Here is a 20,011-nt window from a genome sequence, read left to right on the forward strand (position 1 = left end):
AACAGTCAGTGTACAGGTCGTTTTAAGAATTATATTGTTATTAGTGATGTGAATGTGTTATCTCAAAATGGCGACGGGAAGGGAGGACTATATGTTATCGGTGTTGAATGTTTCGAAGAGCTATCGTAGTAGAAGCCAGACGAAAAAGGTGTTGAATGGAATTGATTTGACTGTGGCTAAAAATGAGATTGTTGGGTTGGTTGGAGAGAGTGGGAGTGGAAAGAGTACGCTCGCGCGTGCCATTATGCAACTCGAACCTGTAGAAGCTGGCTCGATACTATTCAATGATAAGCCTGTAAGTCCAAAAAATAGAAAGACGTTTTACGAGGCAAGTCAATTAATTTTTCAAAACGCATCGGCAGCACTTAATCCTTCGTGGACTGTGCGCGAATTGTTGCTAGAACCTCTTCGTCTCATGAAGGGAGATCGTGATGCACATATACGACGAATGTTGGGGAAAGTGAAACTATCGGAAGCACATCTACAAAGATATCCCTCAGAATTGAGTGGGGGTGAGCAACAACGTGTTAACTTGCTTCGATCACTATTAGTTGAACCTCAGTTGCTAATATGTGATGAAATCGTATCCAATTTGGATCGATTGATACAAAGAGAAATCATTGATTTGCTTCTAGAACTGAATCGAGATATTGGGATGTCGATTTTATTCATTGCGCATGATTTACAAGCTGTTATGTACTTATGTAATCGGGTTTATGTGATGAAGGATGGCGAAATCGTAGACGAGAGTGTGAAAATAGATGGAGAATTTAACTTTTCACATACGTATGCTCAGCAATTATTTGACTCAGTACTAGGTAGTCGAATGAGGGAATAAGATACGGGAATAGGTGTAGTATTTGTAAGTAATTTAATATAGGTTGATATTTTTTTGGAATACGCACACCATTTTTGTTTTGAAAACAGATGTGGTCAGATGACTTCCCAATCGATATCATGGACTTCATTTAGTGTACTGGGAGAATTGTTCTCATGAAGACCTATTCGTTACCATCGACTCACTGAAGGCGAATAGAGAGAACGTCAAGCCTTATGTTTCAGAAGAAATTACCACGTTGAGAAAAGCTCTAGATAGATAAGAAAAACTGTTGCCCGAGTTGAAATAAGAAAAAAGAAGAGAAGTTCCTGGCGAAGTTGTCGGGGACTTCTCTTTTTGGTTTTTCAGAAAATGAACAAACAGAATGAAAAGATAATTTTCTTAATGGGAAAATAGAATGATGCCGTTGAACAAAAGGAGAAGTAAATGAAAAAGACATAGCTTTAATTGTGCCAATTGAATAAGAAGAGTGCGATCTTGTGTGTTGAAAATACATTAAGAGGACAGCTGTTGCTAAAATTCAGGCGAATCTATTGATAAAGATAAAAATGTAAAACGAACAAAAATTTAAATAATTCTCCTGTCTGTTGTAGAATAGTGGTAATAATGTATGTATTAAAATGGATGGGAGGATAGTATACATGGATCTATTTATTGAAAAGTTAACTGGCACAGATGAGAAAAACCTATATAAGTTTGAACGAGAAAATAGGAATTTTTTCGAAGAAACGGTACCTACTCGAGGAGATAACTATTATAAGCCTGAGGTTTTTAAAAAAAGGCATGCGATGTTACTTGAAGAACAAGCTGAAGGGATTTCGTATTTCTATTTAATTAAAGATGAAAATGGTTCTATTCTTGGCAGAATTAATGTAGTAGATATTGATATGACTCATGGAATCGCTAATTTAGGCTATAGAGTCGGACACCTACATACTGGTAAAGGTGTGGCGAAAAAAGCATTAGAATTATTACTAGAAACAGTCGCACAGTTAAATATAAAACAATTGAAAGCGATGACAACAACCAATAACATGGCGTCTCGAAAAGTTTTAGAGAAAAACGGATTTGAGCAGACGGCATGCGTTGATGAAGAGTTTGATATGAATGGCCAGAAGTTAAAATTTGTTCATTATATTTGGAATAGTAAGGATTCTCGTTATTGAAATAACTACGCTAATTCGGAATGAGACTTAGCGCCATCTAGATACATAAGCGCCAGTTAGAAGGAGAGTATGATAATGAGAAGAATACTACATTTGATGTTAATCATTACTATTTTAGCTGGTTGTACCGGAATGACATCAAACAATACTTACAAACAAGCACAAGGAAAAGTTATCTTGAATGATCAAGAGTATATGATGACGGTAGGTGATTTCGAATGGAAAGAAGAGGATTTTCAATTTAGGAAAATCAGTAATTCAGAGGTTGATGAACAGTCTGAGGAATTCGACACCTTGCAGGTTGAACAAGGTGAAACATTGAAAATTATTATCGATCAAAATCCTTCTTCCATCACACTTTATCAATTAAGTGACGATCATTCCCGTACGGTTGTTGAGCTTAACGACAATGAAATGACACTACCACGGGAGACGGGGCATTATATTTATGAAGTGAATGTAGTGTGGGACCAGGGAAGAGCGACTTATTTGTTTGATGTATCTATAGAATGAAATTACTCCCACTAGACGGGACATATGCTTTCAGTCGGCAATTATATTCGTTCAATCCAATAGAAAACGCAGATGTTAACATATGAATAAGAACAGTTATGAGTACTGGAATGCAAATAATCGCAGTATGAAATTATTGCAGAAAAGAATTGGATTGATAGCCTTGCTAAGGAAGTGTAAAAAATACTCTTTAATGAGCAACTACACTGTGAATGAGTGCTTATAATACCTTCAAAATAGGTATTAGATGAGCACTTTATTATTCAGAGAGCACTGTGGGAATTGCTTGATGAAACCATTAAAGAACAGTTGATTTGTAGGATGCATTATGAATGGTGGGATAGCGGAGAGCGTGAAGAATGTCCCGAGTCATTACCCAGTTTTATAAAACCGTTCGTGAATAAAATTGGCTGTGTGCAAGGTACAAATTGTCTGGCAGCAGTTATATTTTCTGTTTCCAAGAATGGGCAAATGATTTTTAATCCTTGGAAGATCCTTAAGGATGAACAACTATATAAAGAGTGGAAGCATCTGACATATGTGAAATCCCGGGATGCTCGTCCCGTATTAGATACGGAGTCCCTGCTAAAAGCGGGGGCTTTTTTGTTGAGAAGAAAAGGGACTGCCGAGGCATATTAAAGAACACAACTTCATAGATTTTCTATTGAGGAATCTAGTGGTGAGATAAAAGATAAGGTAGGTGGTTTTTTGAACTATCAATCGAATCGTTTGGGACAAATCCCTCCGTATTTATTTGCAGAAATCAATAAGAAAAAGGCTGCGATGATAAATAAGGGAGTGGATGTGATTGACTTAGGCATTGGGGATCCTGATCTGCCGACTCCACCTCATATTGTTGAGAAATTAGTAGAGGAGATGCAGAGTCCTGCTAATTTCAAGTATCCCAATTTCATAGGGTGTATTGAGTATCGTCAGTCAATTGCTGATTTTTATTTGCGGCACTATGGTGTGGATCTCGATCCCGAAACAGAAGTACTAGCCCTCATCGGCTCAAAAGAAGGGATTGCTCATTTAATTCCTACAATGATCGACCCAGGGGATACGGTATTGATACCTGACCCGAGCTATCCTGTCTACAGAATGGCAACTTTGCTAGCAAACGGACAGTATTACGACATGCCTTTGCTAAAGGAGAATAATTTTGAACCCGATTTCAGTACAATTCCTCAAGAAGTCATTGACCGTTCCAAACTGATGTTTTTAAATTATCCAGGGAATCCAACTTCGGCTACTGTTGATATTGAATTCTTCCAAAAGGCAGTTGCATTTTCTAAAGAACATGGCATCCCGATCGCACATGATTCAGCTTATAACAGGGTGACATTTTCGGACTATACAGCCCCTAGTATTTTGCAGGTGGAGGGTTCCAAAGAGGTAGCTGTTGAATTTGGATCACTATCAAAAACCTATAACATGACGGGGTGGAGAATCGGATATGTCGTCGGTAATAAAGAAATCATTAAAGCACTATCGGTCCTAAAAAGTAATACGGATACTGGGCAGTTTACGCCGATACAAAAAGCTGCAGCATTTGCTCTAGATAGCGATCAAAGTTGTGTCGCAGCACATAACTGTATTTACGAAGAAAGAATGGCTGTCGTGTTGGAGGGTCTCTCTTCTATCGGCATAGATGTAGACTCACCTAAAGGGAGTTTCTTCGTTTGGGCTCCTGTTCCGGAAGGCTTTACTTCCACTAAATTTGTCACACATGTTCTAGAGAAAACTGGGGTAATCGTTACACCTGGCAACGCATTTGGTCCGAATGGAGAGGGGTATTTTCGCATCTCTCTGTCGGTTCCGAATGAAAGATTATTCGAAGCAATTCATCGAATCAAGGAAAGCATTTAGAAGATAAGTAAAATTATGAAGGAGGCAGTTATATGATAAATCGAAAAGGAATTCAAGTTGTTCATCCAAATAAAAAAGGAACTACCACTAACGAAGGAAATGAAGTGAAAAAATGCCTTAACTACATCGACGGAGAGTGGTGTGAATCCTCATCAGGTAAATTTGTGGACGTGCTAAATCCAGCCAACGGAAAAGTGCTAGGGAAAGTCGCGCAGTCAACAGATGAAGACCTGAATCGAGCCGTTCTAGCAGCAAAAAAAGCTCAAAAAGAATGGCGTCTAGTTCCAGCACCTGAGCGTGCAGAATACTTATATACCATTGCAAATCTGTTAAAAGAACGTAAAGAAGAATTGTCACAAATCCTTACAAGTGAAATGGGGAAAGTGATCGACGAAGCACGGGGAGAAGTGCAAGAAGCGATCGATATGGCATATTACATGGCAGGAGAAGGACGTCGTCTCTTTGGTGATACGGTTCCATCTGAGCTGCGTGACAAATTCGCGATGAGTGTAAGAGTTCCAATTGGTGTTGCGGGATTGATAACACCATGGAATTTCCCGATTGCCATCGCGTCATGGAAGTCATTTCCGGCTCTTGTATCAGGGAATGCAGTCGTTTGGAAACCTGCAACTGAAACACCCATTATCGCTTATGAATTCGCGAAAATTTTTGAAGAAGCAGGATTGCCGAAAGGGCTGCTGAATTTAGTGAATGGTTCTGGAAGAGAAGTAGGAAATGCAATGGTAGAGCACCCGGATATCGATTTGATTTCCTTTACGGGGTCGAATGAAGTCGGGAGTGCCATAAATGCGCGGGCAGGAGAACTTTTAAAACGGACTTCATTAGAAATGGGTGGGAAAAATGCTGTAATTGTACTAAAAGATGCGGATCTCGATCTTGCGGTTGACGGAATTTTGTGGGGGGCATTTGGTACAAGCGGCCAACGGTGTACAGCAACAAGCCGAATTATCGTTCATCAGGATGTAAAAGAGGACCTGGAGAACAAACTTGTAGAGCGAGTTGGTGAATTATCCCTTGGTGATGGGGCGGATGAAAGTGTAAAAGTAGGTCCTGTGATCAATCGTTCCTCTCTAGGTAAAATTCATGAGTTCGTGAAAATCGGTCTTGCAGAGGGAGCTACACTTCTTGCCGGGGGGAGAATGGTAACAGATAGCGGACTTGTTACTGGGAATTTCTATGCGCCAACCATATTCACCGATGCGACAGTTGATATGCGAATTGCTCAAGAGGAAATCTTTGGCCCGGTAGTCTCTATTATCCCTGTGAAAAGCCTAAAAGAAGCCATCGAAGTGAACAATAGTGTGAAATTCGGATTATCCAGCTCGATTTTCACTTCTGATGTCAATCTAGCGTTTCAAGCGATGAGGGATCTCGATACAGGGATTGTTTATATCAATGCGGGGACGACGGGAGCAGAAATCCATCTCCCTTTCGGAGGGACGAAAGGGACAGGAAACGGACATAGAGATTCTGGTGTAGCGGCACTTGATGTCTATACAGAATGGAAATCCGTCTATGTAGATTACAGTGGGAAATTGCAACGAGCGCAAATCGATAACTATTAAATTTTGAAAATAGTAGCCGCCAGCATTAGTGACGATCCGTGTCAGTAATGTTGGTGGCTTTTGAAATTCTTGTAGATGCCTTGAGATAGGTTCATGAATCATTCGCAAGGCTTGGACATATAGTTAACTAGCTTGTACCTCAATGGCATGGGACAAATAATCGATACGGATGGCATGAAAGGTGGAGATGTCACTCTATACTTGCATGTGCTCGTAAATATGTGAATTGGAGGGGTAAAGATGAAGAAAATGATGTGGCTATTGATTTTATCACTAGTATTAGCGGCAGCTCTTGCAGGGTGTGGAGGAAAAAGTAAGGACAAGGCTGACGAAGCGGTCAAGACAGATGTGGCAGATCGAATCACCGATTCCAAAGTCATGAAAGTAGCTTTTGAAGGGACATACCCACCGTTTAACTTCCTGAACGACAAGGATGAGTTCCAAGGATTTGATGTCGATATTTCAAATGAAATCGCCAAAAGATTAGGTGTTGAAGCTGAATTCATCGCAACGAAGTGGGATGGACTAATCGGAGGACTGAAAGCGGACAAGTTTGACATCATTATTGGTCAGATGACGGTTACTGAGGAAAGGAAAAAAAGTGTCGACTTCACGGATCCATACGTTGTAACTGGTTCTGTTTTAGTAACGCGCGAAGACACGAATGACATTACTGAACTCGCTGATATTAAAGGGAAGAAAGTAGGCGTCGGCGGAGGAACAACGTTTGAGGAAGTTGCGAACAGTGTTGAAGGCGCAGATGTAAAGCTGTATAAAGCTGTAAGCGATTACATTCAGGACTTAACGAATAAACGATTGGACGTCATCATCAATGACCAGTTGCTCATGAACTATAACATTAAAGAGAACAACTTACCGATTAAAGTAACCAGCGACATCTTAAATAAAGATGAAATTGGTATGGCTGTCAATAAAGGAAATGAAGACTTTGTAGAAAAAGTGAATAATGCACTTAAGGAAATGAAAGAAGATGGAACTTATAAAGAAATTTATAAGAAGTGGTTCGGAACAGATCCTTTAGATAAGTGAAAGTACCCTAGAGTAACCAAAAGCAGGATCGTTGTTTACTCTAGGTCTTTCATTCACAAAAAATTGACAGAGGTGAACAAATAATATGAGAGTAGTCGTTTTAGGAACTGGGATGATTGGCACAACAATCGTAAGTGAACTGGCGAAATTCAAAGAAATTGAATCCGTCATGGCAGTCGATGTCAGACAGGAAAGTATCGATAAATGTCTCGAAATTGCGGATAATCCAAAGGTGTTTGGAAAGACGGTAACATTATCAACGGAAGATGATTTCATAAAAGTACTCGAAGACGCGGATGTAGCAGTTGGATGTCTCCCTCATTCTTTAAGCCTAACCGCTGTAAAAGCTGCAATCGTTTCACAATGTCATTTAGTAGATCTAGTCGGGTCCATGTTCAAAGAAAAACTAGAATTACATACTCAAGCACAGGAGGCTGGAGTCACGATTATCCCAGGGTGTGGGGTTGCACCGGGCATCACAAACTTCTTGGCAGCACAAGGAATCGAAATGCTGGATGAAGCCGAGGAAGCAGTCCTGATTTGCGGGGGAATTCCTAGATGGCCGGTCCCGCCACTATGGTACCAGGTCGTTTTTCGCCTAGAAAGTGTATTGGGTCTCTATACAAAGCCTGCATTCGCGATCAAGAATGGCGAAATTGTAGAATTACCGGCGCTTTCTGAGCTTGAGTCAATGTCGTTCCCTTACCCGGTTGGTGACTGTGAAGCCGTCATAACAGATGCGCATAGCACTGCATTTACATTTAAAGGGAAAGTGAGAAACTTAACTGAAAAAACAGTTCGCTATCCTGGGCATTGGGAGAAAATGAAGGTACTAGGAGAGTTAGGCTTTTTAGATAATAAGTCCATTGAAATTGAAGGAGTTATCACTACTAACGTAAAAATTTCTGAAAAGATACTTGCGCCAAAAATGGTAGGGGAATCAGTTGAAGACGTGACGGTTGTTCGAGTGGAAGTGAAAGGAACTAAAGAGGGCAAATCTAGAAACTATACATGGGAAATGGTTGATGTATACGACCATGAACGAAATATATCTTCGATGGCAAAAACAACTGCACTTCCTGCCGCGATAGCAGCAAAGTGGATTGCAGAGAAAAAGATACTAGAAACAGGTGTGGTTCCCATAGAATCGATCATTGTTAACGAGAGGTTTGATCCTTTTGTTGAAGAACTAAAAGAGCTTGGGATCCATATTGAATTTAAAGAGTAGCATTAGGAATAATTTGTTTTACTTTGATAGAAAGTCTGGAAGGAAGTGAAGTAGTGGATGTTACGATCATAATCGACTCATTGCCCTCCCTATTAAAAGCAACAATCATGACGCTTTTTTTAAGTTGTATCTCCGTACTTATTGCACTCGTTATAGGTTTTTCCACAGCACTAATCCGAATTCTAAAGATCAAGGTCGTATACGAAATCGCCAGTATCTATATTTCTGTTATTCGAGGAACGCCACTTCTGGTGCAAATATTTGTCATTTACTATGGATTGCCGCAAATCGGTATTTCACTAGATCCTATTTCTTCAGGGGTTATGGCACTAAGTTTAAATGCGGGTGCCTATCTTTCTGAATCATTCCGTGCATCCATCCTTGCGGTTGATAGGGGCCAAATGGAAGCTGCCATTTCAATGGGGATGACGTATGGGCAAGCTATGAGGAGAATTATTCTCCCTCAAAGTCTTCGGATTGCAATCCCGACATTATCAAATTCATTTATCGTTCTCGTGAAGGATACATCGCTAGTCTCTGTCATCACTGTTACTGAACTACTGCAAATGTCTAGTTTGATCATCGCAAAAACGTTTGAGCCATTAACGATTTATTTAACAGCCGCAGCCATTTATTGGATTCTAATTACGTTCTTTACAACATTGTTTGATAAATTCGAAAAGCGATCATCAAAGCATTTAGTTCGATAACGTAGGTAGGAAATCTAGGTTTAGGGGGAGGCTATCTTGCAGGTTATTGAAGTTAAAAATCTTAAAAAAGCTTTCGGAGACAATCCTGTTTTAGATGGAGTCGACCTGTCTGTAAACAAAAGTGAAGTTGTCGTCATAATGGGGCCAAGCGGTTCAGGAAAATCCACTTTTCTTCGTTGTTTAACTTATTTAGAAGAGCCGAACGCAGGCATAATTAGAATCGGTCCCCACGAACTTCATACAGGGGGAAAACTAGATCGAAAACGCAAGAAAGAGATTAGGGAGTTACGAAAGAAAACTGGCTTTGTATTTCAGTCTTTTAATCTATTTCCAAATAAGACCGCAATCGAAAACGTGATGGAGGGTCCCTTGACGATTTACGGCGTTACGCCGAACGAAGCAAAGGAGTTAGCGGAATCCCTACTTGTCAAAGTAGGTCTGGGAGATCGTTGTGATCATTATCCTTCCCAGTTGTCAGGCGGTCAACAGCAACGAGTAGCAATTGCTAGGGCGTTATCTCTAAATCCTACCGTCATGCTCTATGATGAACCCACGTCAGCATTGGACCCCGAACTAGTCAGAGAAGTTCTACAGGTGATTAAAGATTTGGCAGAAGAGGGGATGACAATGGTCATCGTTACACATGAAATGAATTTTGCGAGAGAAGTGGCGGATCGAGTGATTTTCATGGATGGCGGTGTCATAGTCGAACAAGGGGACCCCAAAGAACTATTTGATAATCCAAAGGAAGAACGGACAAAAAGATTTCTTACGATGGCGGAGTGAGATCGAAGTTTGCATTTGGGTCATTAACTACACAAATAAAAGCAGGAGGCGAAAAGAATTTCTTTTCGCCTCCTGCTTTTTTTGGCTGGGAATAACAAGACATTGTGAACTACACTACAATAAGATTATTTGAGCATTTTGTTGTCTAAACAACTACATACTTATGAAATGATGGAGTACAGATTCAAATATCTATCAACCTTTAAAAAAATATTCAGAATAGGATTGACAACAATAATGTATTAAGCATATAATACGCTTGTAGTGTATGAACTACCTAATACATACACTGAATTTGTTTGATATTACAAAAGGTTGATATAGGAGTTGTTTCAATGAATGTGAATTTTAATAATCGTGATCCGGTTTATTTGCAAATTGTTCGTTATTTCAAGGAGAAAATTGCAGTGGGAGGATTGAAACCTGGCGAAGAAATCCCATCAAGGCGGGAGTTGGCGAATCGGATGAAAGTTAACCCTAACACCGCGCAACGAGCGTATAAGGAAATGGAGGAACAAGGTTTGATTTATACGGAGAAAAATCATCCAAGTAGAATCACATCGGATAAAGTGACATTAGGTAAGGTAAGAGATGAACTACTTGCTGAGGCAGTTGATATGTTTGTGACATCTGTTCGTTCCATTAATGTACCAGTAGAAGAATTGCTGGACTTGGTAAAGGTAAAGTACACAGCTAACGGTGATAAGGAGGATTAAACATGATTGAAGTAAAATCGGTTGAAAAGAAATACGGACGTAAGAAAATATTAAAAGACGTATCTTTTACAGCGAACAAAGGTGAAATCACTTGTTTAATAGGAATCAATGGAGTTGGGAAGACGACGATTCTAAATGCAATAATGGCGCTTACCCCGATTAATAAAGGACAGATATTAATAGATGGAGAACCGCTAACTAAAAATTCATTCGAAAAAATCACCTTTATCCCTGATACTATTACAATGCTTCCACACATGAAAATAGCAGAAGCGATGGAGTTTATGAATGACTTTTATACTTGTTGGAATCAGGAACGCGCAAACGAATTACTAGGTTTTTTTAGATTGGATCCGAAAGATCGAATTGCTTCCTTATCAAAAGGTAATACAGCAAAGGTTAACCTGTTACTTGGCCTAGCACTTGATGTGGATTATGTATTAATGGATGAGCCGTTCTCTGGAATTGACATGTTTAGTCGAGAGGATATTGCAAATGTATTCACAAGTCATTTGATTGAAAATCGCGGTGTAATTATTACGACACATGAAGTAGGGGATATTGAACATTTAATTGATAAAGTTGTTCTTCTAGATGATGGTAAGGTTACAAAGGAATTTAGCGCAGAAGAAGCACGTGAAAACGAAGGGAAGTCTGTCATTGATGTAATGAGAGAGGTGTATCAAAGATGAAAAATTACATGAAGCTCGTTAACTTTGAATTTAATCGCATTGCGAAACTGTTTGCAGTCTTACTTGGTGTAACCTTTGTAATACAGATTGTAGGAGTCATTGTGCAATCAAGATATTATCTTAATATGGCTAATGAAATTATGTATGAGGGAATGTTATCGAAATCACAGTTTCTAGAAAATTACGATAAAATAAGTTTTTCACAAATAATGAATAGCATGTGGTTCCTAGGTTCTATTTGGTTCTGTGTCGCTGCTGTTGTTTTCTATATCTTTATTATTTGGTATCGTGATTGGATTGGAAAGAATACATTTATTTACAGGTTATTGATGCTCCCTACGACTAGATTGAATATTTTATTTGCAAAAATTACCACTATCTTAATTATGACATTAGGAGTAGTTGCAATTCAACTCATTATGCTACCGATTGAAACGCTACTAATGAAAGCAATTGTGCCTAAAGAGTTTATAAGAGATATTAGCGTGAACGAAATTGTCACCATTATGCCCGAATTTAGTTTCATCATTCCAAATAGCCCGATTGAACTTGTTTTAATCTATGGTGCAGGTGTGTTGGCTGTTAGTATTCTATTTACTGCGATCTTAATGGAAAGAAGCTTCAAATGGAAGGGGATTCTAGGAGGTCTCATTTATAGTGCGGTTGCTGTTGGTTTAATGATTTCACCATTACTTATAAATGAGTTTTTTCTCAATGGCTTTTTCTACAAAATTGAAATGTTTGTACTTGAAATCATAATGGGTTTCCTAGTTCTCGCAGGATCTATTTGGACTTGTAGATTCCTGTTAATGAAAAAGATTACCGTATAAGGGGTGTTAAAAATGAAAAAATACTGGAAATTCACTGCCATCATTATAGTTATTGTGCTTAGTATTGGTACTTTCTATGTGAATGCTTCAACATCAGCGGAACAATCTCCGACGTTTCATATCAATGCATTAAGCGGGGATGAAAAAGAGATTACACCGTTGATAATGAAGGGTTACTACATAGATATTTCTTCTATGAATATTGGTAATTCGAACCTTGCAATCAGCGCAAAAGGTACTACTTATCAAAGTAATTCCTTTTTAGACCAATTTGTCGGAAACCCTCCGACTGTGATTAAGAGGTTACAAGAAAAAAATCGTACATTCATGAGAGGAAAAAATTACTCGGAGGATTTATTTTTCGAGAATAAACAGCTTCTAGCATATGCAGATGTAGAATCTAGTCCGGTAAAATCAAGAAACTATAAGTTTGATATATCTGTGTTAACCAAAGAGGATGACACTATCAACTCCTTCAAGTTGGATGTTCCAGAAGGTAAAGAAATGGATTATCTTCTTGTAGAAGATGTACAAATTAATGAGGATAAATTATATCTCATCACCCATAACTTTATTAGCAATAGTGGAAAACAGTATGAAGAAAAACATATCTATACAATCGATTTATCTACTAAAAAAATGATAGATCATGAAGCAATTATTCAGTTTTCTAGAAGACAAAAGCATACTACTATTGATGTACAACTAGTTAGAACAAGCCTTACAAAAACGAGCGAGCATCTTATTCTTCTGAAAACTGAAAATAAAGTAAGCGAAAATATGGAGTCTACAAGTGATGAAGTTGTAATTCAGGAAATCAGCTCTTACAATATACAAACTAAAGAAAAGGAAACGATTAACATCCCAGGATTGCATTTAGGAGGTAATCGACTCAGCTTCTTCGATGATTCTACCATTTACTTCATGATGTTAGACGGACAAAATCTCCTAGTAACACCTTATCTTTTAGGAGACGATACGGTTGGTCAACCATATAATATCCAATTATCTGGTGAAAAGGGTACTGTTTCAGAACCTATTACAATCGTAAAAGATGGTAAACTCTATATCGCATCTTCCCAAATGAATGCAGATATAAATGCAGATGTAATTGTTGCGGATGCGTATACAGGAAAAACACTTTTTAAAGGTCAAGTAGCTGTAGATGGTTCATCAAAAGATAATGAAAATTTCGATTTGTCCTTGTTCGATCTATTTGTGAAATAGAATCTATAAAGATAGATTTGAGTCAATCTTTCTTTATAGAACAGAGGAGGTCAAAGTGAACATCATATCAAATAAAGAGATTGTTTTAGCAAAATTCGACCTAAGTACGAAAGAGCAAAAAGATAATGATCTCTATATGGAATGTAAGAAGAAAGTGCATCGCCTTGCACTTTCTTATGTGAAAGATAGTTATTTAGCAGAAGATCTTTCTCATGAAATTCTTGTAAAGTGCTATCTAAACTATAAAACATTTAATGGAGAACGTTCCTTCTATTCTTGGATGTATCGGATTGCGAACAATCATTGTATTGATTATTTACGAAAAGGTTACCGTCAACGAGTTGTTCTCCATGAAAGTATGGAGCTACTTAACGATAAGGATGCGTGTACACCAGAATTTGAGGTTATAAATAGTTTTGATAAAGAAGAAATCAGAAACAAATTAAGACAGCTGCCTTCAAAGTATGAAGAAGTCATTACGCTCTTTTACTTTAAAGACCAATCCTTGAAAGAAATCCAGCATCATTTGAATATAAATCTTTCAACAATAAAAACAAGGTTATCTCGGGCTAAGCGGATGTTGAGGGACATGTATAAGGACGTAGAAAGTCCAGGTTACCTTGTATAGTTAGTGTTCGTCATAAGGATGGCACCACAAAAATACAGTTGCCCATTATGTGGTGCCCTTTTTATTCACCGTATAAGTCCATAAACAAAACAATTAACGTCTTTCTCTACTGGTTTGTCAACTCTAGGCTGTAATTGTTTTATAAGATCCCTAATCGATACTCGACAGGCGTTTTATAATCAAGCATCCCGTGGATTCAAACCTGATTGTACCAATTCACATGATCCTGAAGTTCACGTCTTAGCTGGATATGGGAATGAAGGTTTTTACTAAGCATATAAAAAAGACCCTACACAGTAGGGTCTTTTTCTAGCAATTATTAAGCTTTTTGAACGTTTGTAGCTTGTAGGCCACGTTGTCCTTGTTCGATTTCAAAAGTTACACTTTGACCTTCGTCTAAAGATTTGAAACCTTCGCTTTGGATCGCTGAGAAATGTACGAATACGTCCTCTCCAGCTTCACGCTCGATGAATCCAAATCCTTTTTCTGCATTAAACCACTTAACTGTACCTTGTTCCATAATTATTGCCTCCTAGTGCGGTTATCCACACAATAAATTACTATACTTGCTCAAATACTTTAGACGAAAAACAAAATTTATTTTCAATCTGAAAAGAACAAAAATAATATATCTAAATCATAACAGATAAATGTCAGAAAAGCAAATAGTACTATTTATATTTTTAATGAATAGGCTCAGACCCAATATACAAAGCGCGCCTTTAAACATTATTTTCTAAAATTGACTCTACAGCTTTATTTTTCCTCTGCAAAATCTACTCCTTAAAGATGTGCTCATTAGCCCAATTTTCTCAAACCAGTCCTTAATACGTTCAAAGTGAAAATTATCACTTCTTACTATTACTCAGTAAAATATACCCCCAAAAAAAATTAAGAAATATAGAAATATTTACTTTCTCAACTAACATTTCATTTACAAAATGGACCGATTTTTTAGTCTTGTAATTTATGCAATCAATTAAATTGTATCAAAACTTTTTCTGAATAATCTATCTTCAATTAGGTTCCTCAAAATCATACCCAATAAACTTAGTGGAGTCCTCATTCTACGTAGTCTATTTGAATTGTTGATGCTTTTTTAAGGCCAAATATAGAAGCGTACATTGTTTAAAAGAATGCAAGTCAATGCTCAATATTTCTTGTAGTTGTTGCAATCTGTATAAAAGAGTATTGCGATGAATGTGCAGTTTTCTGCCGGCTTGGCTCATGTTCATTTGCTCATCACAATACACTAGAAAACTGTCTATGAGGACAGTACCATTCACATGATTCATTAATTTTTCGATGTAATTGTCAAGAGACCACTGAGAGGGGAGTGTGATCTCTTCTACTAGACCCTGGGATAGTAAGTCCCAGTCGTCAACAGATACGATAGATAGCTGGAAGTGATGCCGTTTGGCAATTTCCAAAGCTTTGCTACATTGCTCATAATCCTTCAATATTTCTTCAATGGAAATAGAAGGTGCGCTGTAAGAAAACATGAACTTGGTAACTAAATCTCTTGTGTCTAAAAAGTTCTGTAACTTGTCCGATGCAAACTCTAACCTTTTCATCACCATGCTCGCATCATCGGAATGGTCAGAGATTAAAATAAGCCACTGACCCGTAGATAAAGGAACAACGATATCTTGTTCATTTTTAATAAATAAATTTGTTAAGCATAGATAAATTTCTTGTTCAGCTTGGTGGAATGTTGATATTTCTTGGGTAGACGCAGATTGCTCTTTAGATGATTGTAGATCCAATAAAATGCACCGCCTTGGTAATCCTAATGTAAATCCGTGCATGTTGCAATGGCTGCGAATTCTAATGAAATCAGCTTTCTCTTTGTAACTAGAAAGACGTGTAAAAAAATCTCGCATCGTTTCCATTTGAGCGGAAACTGTCCTTGAACGGAAATTTTCCATTAGAAGCATCTCTATATGGGATTGGACAAATTGTACGTACCGTTCGACGGTTGCTGGGTCTCCAATAAGACCAAGTACACCAACTGTTTCTTGTTGGAATCTCAAAGGTGTAGCAATTCCAGGTAAAACGTTCACATGGTTAGCAGCCTGTTCTTTAGAGAAAAACATCATCTTGCCTGACTTAGTCACTTCCATAGTAACGATGTGATGGGAGCCAATTCGATTATTGTCTGTGCTTCCTATAACGATGCCATTTTTGTCTGTGATGCTAATTGGGATATTCAGTATGGAAGAAAACTGTTCTACGATTGATTGTGCATAGTGCCCAATGTTCTGCAATTCTTTCATCCCTTTCCACTAGTTGATTTTTCAACTCTTTCACGATGAACTGGCCAGAATTTGTTTTTGTTCGTGCTAAATTGTTGTGCATTTTGGATGTATTACTTTCAAGATATGAAAGTATATTGTAAGACAGAATAGATTAATTGGTGGGAGGGGTTTTAAATATTAGTTTTGAGTGCTAAAAGCCAAATGGAACTAGTGGATATGAAAGAAATTTTACAATGTATCGAGGTTGCTTTGGAAGAATTTTCAGCGTCAGCTACCGATACACCCATTCGAACGATTTTACCGTTTGGCACTGAAAACTCTGGTGTCGTGATGCCGTCAGTAGCAGAAGGATTACATTTAATGGGACTCAAATATGTAAACGTCGTACCTTCCAATATTAATATTGGAAAAAAGGTCATTAACGGCGTTGTGTTACTTACAGACATTACAACAGGAGAACCACTTGCTTTACTGGAAGGCTCTTACTTAACACGATTACGGACAGGAGCCTTATCAGGTGTTGCGACAAAGTACTTATCTCGTGTAGATTCTAAAACATTAGGGATTATCGGTACAGGTGAACAAGCCAAAGGGCTGTGTGAAGCAATTCTAACTGTGAGGGATATTGATACCATATTTGTTCACAATCGAAGTGAAGAGAAGGCAATTGCGTTTTCCGAGTTTGTCGTAAATAAGTTCAACAAGCAAGTTGTCATTTGCGATGATCCAAACCAAGTGGTTAAAGAATCGGATATTCTTGTCACTGCTACAACCTCTATGAACCCTGTATTTACAGAATCACTAAAACCTGGCGTCCATGTAAATGGAGTAGGTTCTTTTAAGCCAACTATGCAAGAGTTACCGACTTCAGCCATTTGCCATGCAGCTAAAGTAGTGGTGGAGTCCATAGAATCAGCATTAGAAGAAGCGGGGGATTTAGTAGTTCCTATCCAATCTGGACTGTATTCCAAAGATGGAATCCACGGCGAACTTGGACAAATTATAAGTGGGAGTTTAACAGGAAGAGAAAGTGAACAGGAGGTAACTGTATTCAAATCAGTCGGATTAGCCATTGCTGATATCGTCATTGCAAAATACTTTTACGACAAAGCTTGCAAAAATATGGTAGGAGTAACGGTAGACCTTACATGATATATCGCAAGTTGAACAACTATTTTAGGGGGTACAGGCTATGAAAAAAGCGGATATTATCATTGTTGGTGGCGGAGTCATGGGTTCGAGCACAGCTTTTTCATTGCGCAAGAATGGGTTCGAGGGGAGTATTCTAGTTTTTGAAAAAGATCCAACATATGAGTATTCATCCACATCCCGAAGTGCAGGTGGTTTCCGGCAATTATATTCGACGTCTATTAATATCCAGCTAAGCCGATTCAGTTTGGAAGTCTATAGAAATTTTGCAGAAGACATGGCCGTAAATGGGGACAAGGCTGAAATTGACTTCAAACAACGGGGATATTTATTTTTAGCGACTGATCGGATGTTGCCTGCTTATGAAAAGCAACTCAAATTGCAAAATTCTCTCGGAGTCCCATCTGAAATCCTATCGACAAGCGATTTACTGAGCATCATCCCAGAGCTTGAAACAAGTGATTTAGCAGGAGGATTATTCTGTAAAGAAGATGGTTATCTGGACCCCTATTCGGTCATGCAGGCCTATCGGAAAAATGCCCAACACTTAGAGGTAGATTATGTAACAGCAGAAGTTTCTTCATTACTAACAGAAGGCGGACGAATGAAGGGGGTTCAATTAGGTGACGGAACCATTTACACTTCACCGATTGTCATTAATTGTGCAGGTGCCTGGGGTGCTGCATTAAGCGAAGAGATTGGTTTGCCGTTGCCGGTTGTCCCATTGAAACGCCAGATGTATGTCTTTGACTCTACGAAGAGATTGGAGAAAATGTTGCCGCTTACAATTGATCCGACTGGAGTCTATTTCCGTCATGAGATGGATCGGGTAGTCGCGGGATTTTCGGATAATGTAAAACCTGGTATCGATTTTAAATGGAAGCGATCCTCGTTTGATCATTTGTGGCCGATTTTAGCGCATCGAATTCCAAATTTTGAGAGTCTTAAATTGGAATCGGGTTGGGCTGGGATGTACGACCATAATACGATCGATCAAAATGCGATTATCGGAGAGCACCCACAGATGGAAGGGTATTACGTTGCACTTGGATTCAGTGGACATGGCATGCAGCAAGCACCTGGAGTCGGTCTCGGATTGGCTGAACTGATTTGTAAAGGGAAATATGAAACGCTCGATCTTACGCCGCTTCGTGTAGAACGATTTGCAGAGAATGATCTAGTGTTAGAAGATGCGATTGTGTAAACAGAGTTGTATGAAGTGTAATGAGAAAACCAAAGGAGCTGAGTGAATTGCATACGATTATTATGGTCGAATTCGTCATGTATCTCTTGATAATGCTGATTGTTGGATATCTCGTTAGTCGCAGTACGAAAAGTCATGCAGATTTCCTTTTAGGTGGGAAGCAGTTGCCAGGTTGGGCGTTAGCATTTTCGGAACGTGCTACTGGGGAGTCAGCATGGCTCCTGCTAGGATACACCGGTTTTGTTTTTGCGACAGGATTATCCGGTGTTTGGGTTGCAGTCGGAATTGCTTCAGATATTATCTTCTCTTGGTTGTTCTTAGCGAAACGATTTATGAAGGAAGCAGAGAAGACCGGGACGTTGACACTTCCTAGTTTTCTAGCAGCTCGCTTCGGTAAACAAGGTAAGCTCATTCTTTGGCTTTCTACTATTCTTATTTTCAGTTTTATGATGTTCTATTTTGGAGCACAGATTGCTGGAGCCGGAAAAACTTTGTTGGCTGTCTTTAATATCCCTACAAAGGTCGGAGCCATTTTAAGCATTGTTGTTGTCGTGATCCTTGCCTATGTGGGTGGGTTCGTAACGGTCGTTTGGACAGACATGATTCAATCCATCATGATGCTAGTTACATTAGTGGTATTACCGATTGTAGCCTTATTCCAAATTTCAGCTGCCGACTTGTCGATCAGTGATGCTCTCGTTGCTGCAGGACCATCGATGGATTCTTGGACGGGGGGAGCAATTGGGTTTTCATTAGGTTTGTTACTCTTTAACAACTTCGCTTGGTTTTTCGGTTTCCTTGGTGGGCAACCCCAGTTGAGTGCACGATTTATGGCCTTGAGAAGTGAGAAAGAAGCAAAACAAGGAAGTTTCGTCGCTATCACGTGGACGATTTTAGCTTACAGTGGAGCGTTCATGATCGGGATTACGGCACTTACATTATATCAAGGTCAAGTATTTGCAGACGTTGAGATGATTTTGCCCTATATGATTCTGGACTTGATGCCACCATGGATCGCAGGTGTTTTACTTGCAGGGATCCTTGCAGCAATCATTTCTACTGCAGATTCACAGTTACTGGTCATTACAAGTTCCGTTAGTGAAGACATCATACACCGTGCCATGAATTTAAAGCTTTCTGAAAAGAAATTAGTGGCAATTTCACGGCTCACAATTGTCGGGGCAGGAATTGTTGGTTTAGTAATCGCCTTAACGTCAAAATCACTGGTGTTTCTCGTAGTCAGTTGGGCGTGGGCTGGAGTTGGTTGTACGTTGTCGCCAGCAGTCATGTTAACGTTCCTTTGGAAACGGTATTCGGGAATCGGTGTCATCGCTACAATTATCTCAGGCTTCGTGAGTACAGTTATTTGGATTTCAACACCACTCGATGCGATTGCGACATCCCGTTTTACAACGTTCTTCATCGCAGCGGCATTCGGTATCGTCTTTAGTCTACTGTTCCCAGATAAAAAAGAAGAAGAACAGAATTCAACTCCTATAGAAGCAAAGGAGTCTACCACACTTTAAGATAGACGAACATCGCATTGAGTAGAGATTAACAG

20 protein-coding genes are annotated in these 20,011 nt (G+C 38.9%); 18 read left to right on the forward strand and 2 right to left on the reverse strand.

Annotated elements, in window-relative coordinates:
- Window positions 1-91: 91 nt before the first annotated feature.
- From N693_RS0103655 to N693_RS0103725, 15 genes are all read left to right on the forward strand, one after another.
- Window positions 92-838, forward strand: coding sequence for an ABC transporter ATP-binding protein (locus N693_RS0103655; protein WP_025783415.1), 747 nt, complete (start codon window positions 92-94; stop codon window positions 836-838).
- Between the two features lie 641 nt (window positions 839-1,479).
- Complete coding sequence (locus tag N693_RS0103660; protein WP_025783416.1) at window positions 1,480-2,004, forward strand: GNAT family N-acetyltransferase; 525 nt, start codon at window positions 1,480-1,482, stop codon at window positions 2,002-2,004.
- A gap of 75 nt (window positions 2,005-2,079) precedes the next feature.
- Entirely contained in the window at window positions 2,080-2,517 is a 438-nt protein-coding gene (locus N693_RS0103665; RefSeq protein WP_025783417.1) for a hypothetical protein, read from the forward strand.
- Window positions 2,518-2,799: 282 nt separating this feature from the next.
- Window positions 2,800-3,156 (forward strand): hypothetical protein, encoded by a 357-nt coding sequence (locus tag N693_RS0103670; protein ID WP_025783418.1) that lies wholly within the window; start codon window positions 2,800-2,802, stop codon window positions 3,154-3,156.
- 69 nt (window positions 3,157-3,225) lie between these two features.
- Window positions 3,226-4,386: an LL-diaminopimelate aminotransferase gene (locus N693_RS18865; protein ID WP_037592645.1), complete on the forward strand. Its 1,161-nt coding sequence runs from the start codon at window positions 3,226-3,228 to the stop codon at window positions 4,384-4,386.
- 104 nt (window positions 4,387-4,490) lie between these two features.
- Complete coding sequence (locus tag N693_RS0103680) at window positions 4,491-5,972, forward strand: aldehyde dehydrogenase family protein (protein WP_025783419.1); 1,482 nt, start codon at window positions 4,491-4,493, stop codon at window positions 5,970-5,972.
- Window positions 5,973-6,212: 240 nt separating this feature from the next.
- On the forward strand, window positions 6,213-7,022 hold the full coding sequence (locus tag N693_RS0103685; RefSeq protein ID WP_025783420.1) for a transporter substrate-binding domain-containing protein: 810 nt from the start codon (window positions 6,213-6,215) through the stop codon (window positions 7,020-7,022).
- Between the two features lie 85 nt (window positions 7,023-7,107).
- Window positions 7,108-8,250 carry a saccharopine dehydrogenase family protein gene (locus N693_RS0103690; RefSeq protein ID WP_025783421.1) on the forward strand — a complete coding sequence of 381 codons (1,143 nt, stop codon included), beginning with the start codon at window positions 7,108-7,110 and terminating at the stop codon, window positions 8,248-8,250.
- Between the two features lie 53 nt (window positions 8,251-8,303).
- Complete coding sequence (locus N693_RS0103695) at window positions 8,304-8,960, forward strand: amino acid ABC transporter permease (RefSeq protein WP_037592647.1); 657 nt, start codon at window positions 8,304-8,306, stop codon at window positions 8,958-8,960.
- A 36-nt stretch (window positions 8,961-8,996) separates the two neighbouring features.
- Window positions 8,997-9,746: an amino acid ABC transporter ATP-binding protein gene (locus N693_RS0103700; protein ID WP_025783423.1), complete on the forward strand. Its 750-nt coding sequence runs from the start codon at window positions 8,997-8,999 to the stop codon at window positions 9,744-9,746.
- A gap of 335 nt (window positions 9,747-10,081) precedes the next feature.
- Complete coding sequence (locus N693_RS0103705) at window positions 10,082-10,462, forward strand: GntR family transcriptional regulator (RefSeq protein ID WP_025783424.1); 381 nt, start codon at window positions 10,082-10,084, stop codon at window positions 10,460-10,462.
- A 2-nt stretch (window positions 10,463-10,464) separates the two neighbouring features.
- Window positions 10,465-11,154 (forward strand): ATP-binding cassette domain-containing protein, encoded by a 690-nt coding sequence (locus tag N693_RS0103710; protein WP_025783425.1) that lies wholly within the window; start codon window positions 10,465-10,467, stop codon window positions 11,152-11,154.
- Window positions 11,151-11,984, forward strand: coding sequence for a hypothetical protein (locus N693_RS0103715; RefSeq protein ID WP_025783426.1), 834 nt, complete (start codon window positions 11,151-11,153; stop codon window positions 11,982-11,984). The genes N693_RS0103710 and N693_RS0103715 overlap by 4 nt, the downstream gene beginning before the upstream one ends.
- Window positions 11,985-11,996: 12 nt before the next feature.
- Window positions 11,997-13,211, forward strand: coding sequence for a hypothetical protein (locus tag N693_RS0103720; RefSeq protein ID WP_025783427.1), 1,215 nt, complete (start codon window positions 11,997-11,999; stop codon window positions 13,209-13,211).
- A 55-nt stretch (window positions 13,212-13,266) separates the two neighbouring features.
- On the forward strand, window positions 13,267-13,839 hold the full coding sequence (locus N693_RS0103725; protein WP_025783428.1) for an RNA polymerase sigma factor: 573 nt from the start codon (window positions 13,267-13,269) through the stop codon (window positions 13,837-13,839).
- A 319-nt stretch (window positions 13,840-14,158) separates the two neighbouring features.
- Here the strand turns inward: N693_RS0103725 and N693_RS0103730 are convergent, their stop codons facing one another.
- Window positions 14,159-14,359 (reverse strand): cold-shock protein, encoded by a 201-nt coding sequence (locus N693_RS0103730; RefSeq protein WP_025783429.1) that lies wholly within the window; start codon window positions 14,357-14,359, stop codon window positions 14,159-14,161.
- 556 nt (window positions 14,360-14,915) lie between these two features.
- Window positions 14,916-16,115: a sugar diacid recognition domain-containing protein gene (locus N693_RS0103735; RefSeq protein ID WP_025783430.1), complete on the reverse strand. Its 1,200-nt coding sequence runs from the start codon at window positions 16,113-16,115 to the stop codon at window positions 14,916-14,918.
- Window positions 16,116-16,271: 156 nt separating this feature from the next.
- Here N693_RS0103735 and N693_RS0103740 point away from each other — a divergent pair, with 156 nt between their 5' ends.
- Genes N693_RS0103740 through N693_RS0103750 form a run of 3 tightly spaced genes read left to right on the forward strand, consistent with a single transcriptional unit; the run spans window position 16,272 to window position 19,976 of the window.
- Entirely contained in the window at window positions 16,272-17,249 is a 978-nt protein-coding gene (locus N693_RS0103740) for an ornithine cyclodeaminase family protein (protein ID WP_025783431.1), read from the forward strand.
- A 40-nt stretch (window positions 17,250-17,289) separates the two neighbouring features.
- On the forward strand, window positions 17,290-18,450 hold the full coding sequence (locus N693_RS0103745; RefSeq protein ID WP_025783432.1) for an FAD-binding oxidoreductase: 1,161 nt from the start codon (window positions 17,290-17,292) through the stop codon (window positions 18,448-18,450).
- A 47-nt stretch (window positions 18,451-18,497) separates the two neighbouring features.
- A complete protein-coding gene (locus N693_RS0103750) occupies window positions 18,498-19,976 on the forward strand; it encodes a sodium/proline symporter (RefSeq protein ID WP_025783433.1) in 1,479 nt (492 codons plus the stop codon).
- The last annotated feature ends 35 nt before the right edge of the window (window positions 19,977-20,011 follow it).

Source organism: Sporosarcina sp. D27 (assembly GCF_000586555.1).
In the GTDB taxonomy this organism is placed as follows: Bacteria; Bacillota; Bacilli; order Bacillales_A; family Planococcaceae; genus Sporosarcina.

Excerpts from the sequence above, each read along its gene's own strand:
- N693_RS0103685 (WP_025783420.1), top strand. The coding sequence starts at position 6,213 with ATGAAGAAAATGATGTGGCTATTGATTTTATCACTAGTATTAGCGGCA.
- N693_RS0103665 (WP_025783417.1), top strand. The coding sequence starts at position 2,080 with ATGAGAAGAATACTACATTTGATGTTAATCATTACTATTTTAGCTGGT.
- N693_RS0103690 (WP_025783421.1), top strand. The coding sequence starts at position 7,108 with ATGAGAGTAGTCGTTTTAGGAACTGGGATGATTGGCACAACAATCGTA.
- N693_RS0103730 (WP_025783429.1), bottom strand. The coding sequence starts at position 14,359 with ATGGAACAAGGTACAGTTAAGTGGTTTAATGCAGAAAAAGGATTTGGA.
- N693_RS0103660 (WP_025783416.1), top strand. The coding sequence starts at position 1,480 with ATGGATCTATTTATTGAAAAGTTAACTGGCACAGATGAGAAAAACCTA.
- N693_RS0103715 (WP_025783426.1), top strand. The coding sequence starts at position 11,151 with ATGAAAAATTACATGAAGCTCGTTAACTTTGAATTTAATCGCATTGCG.
- N693_RS0103735 (WP_025783430.1), bottom strand. The coding sequence starts at position 16,115 with ATGAAAGAATTGCAGAACATTGGGCACTATGCACAATCAATCGTAGAA.
- N693_RS0103705 (WP_025783424.1), top strand. The coding sequence starts at position 10,082 with ATGAATGTGAATTTTAATAATCGTGATCCGGTTTATTTGCAAATTGTT.
- N693_RS0103655 (WP_025783415.1), top strand. The coding sequence starts at position 92 with ATGTTATCGGTGTTGAATGTTTCGAAGAGCTATCGTAGTAGAAGCCAG.
- N693_RS0103720 (WP_025783427.1), top strand. The coding sequence starts at position 11,997 with ATGAAAAAATACTGGAAATTCACTGCCATCATTATAGTTATTGTGCTT.
- N693_RS0103745 (WP_025783432.1), top strand. The coding sequence starts at position 17,290 with ATGAAAAAAGCGGATATTATCATTGTTGGTGGCGGAGTCATGGGTTCG.
- N693_RS0103710 (WP_025783425.1), top strand. The coding sequence starts at position 10,465 with ATGATTGAAGTAAAATCGGTTGAAAAGAAATACGGACGTAAGAAAATA.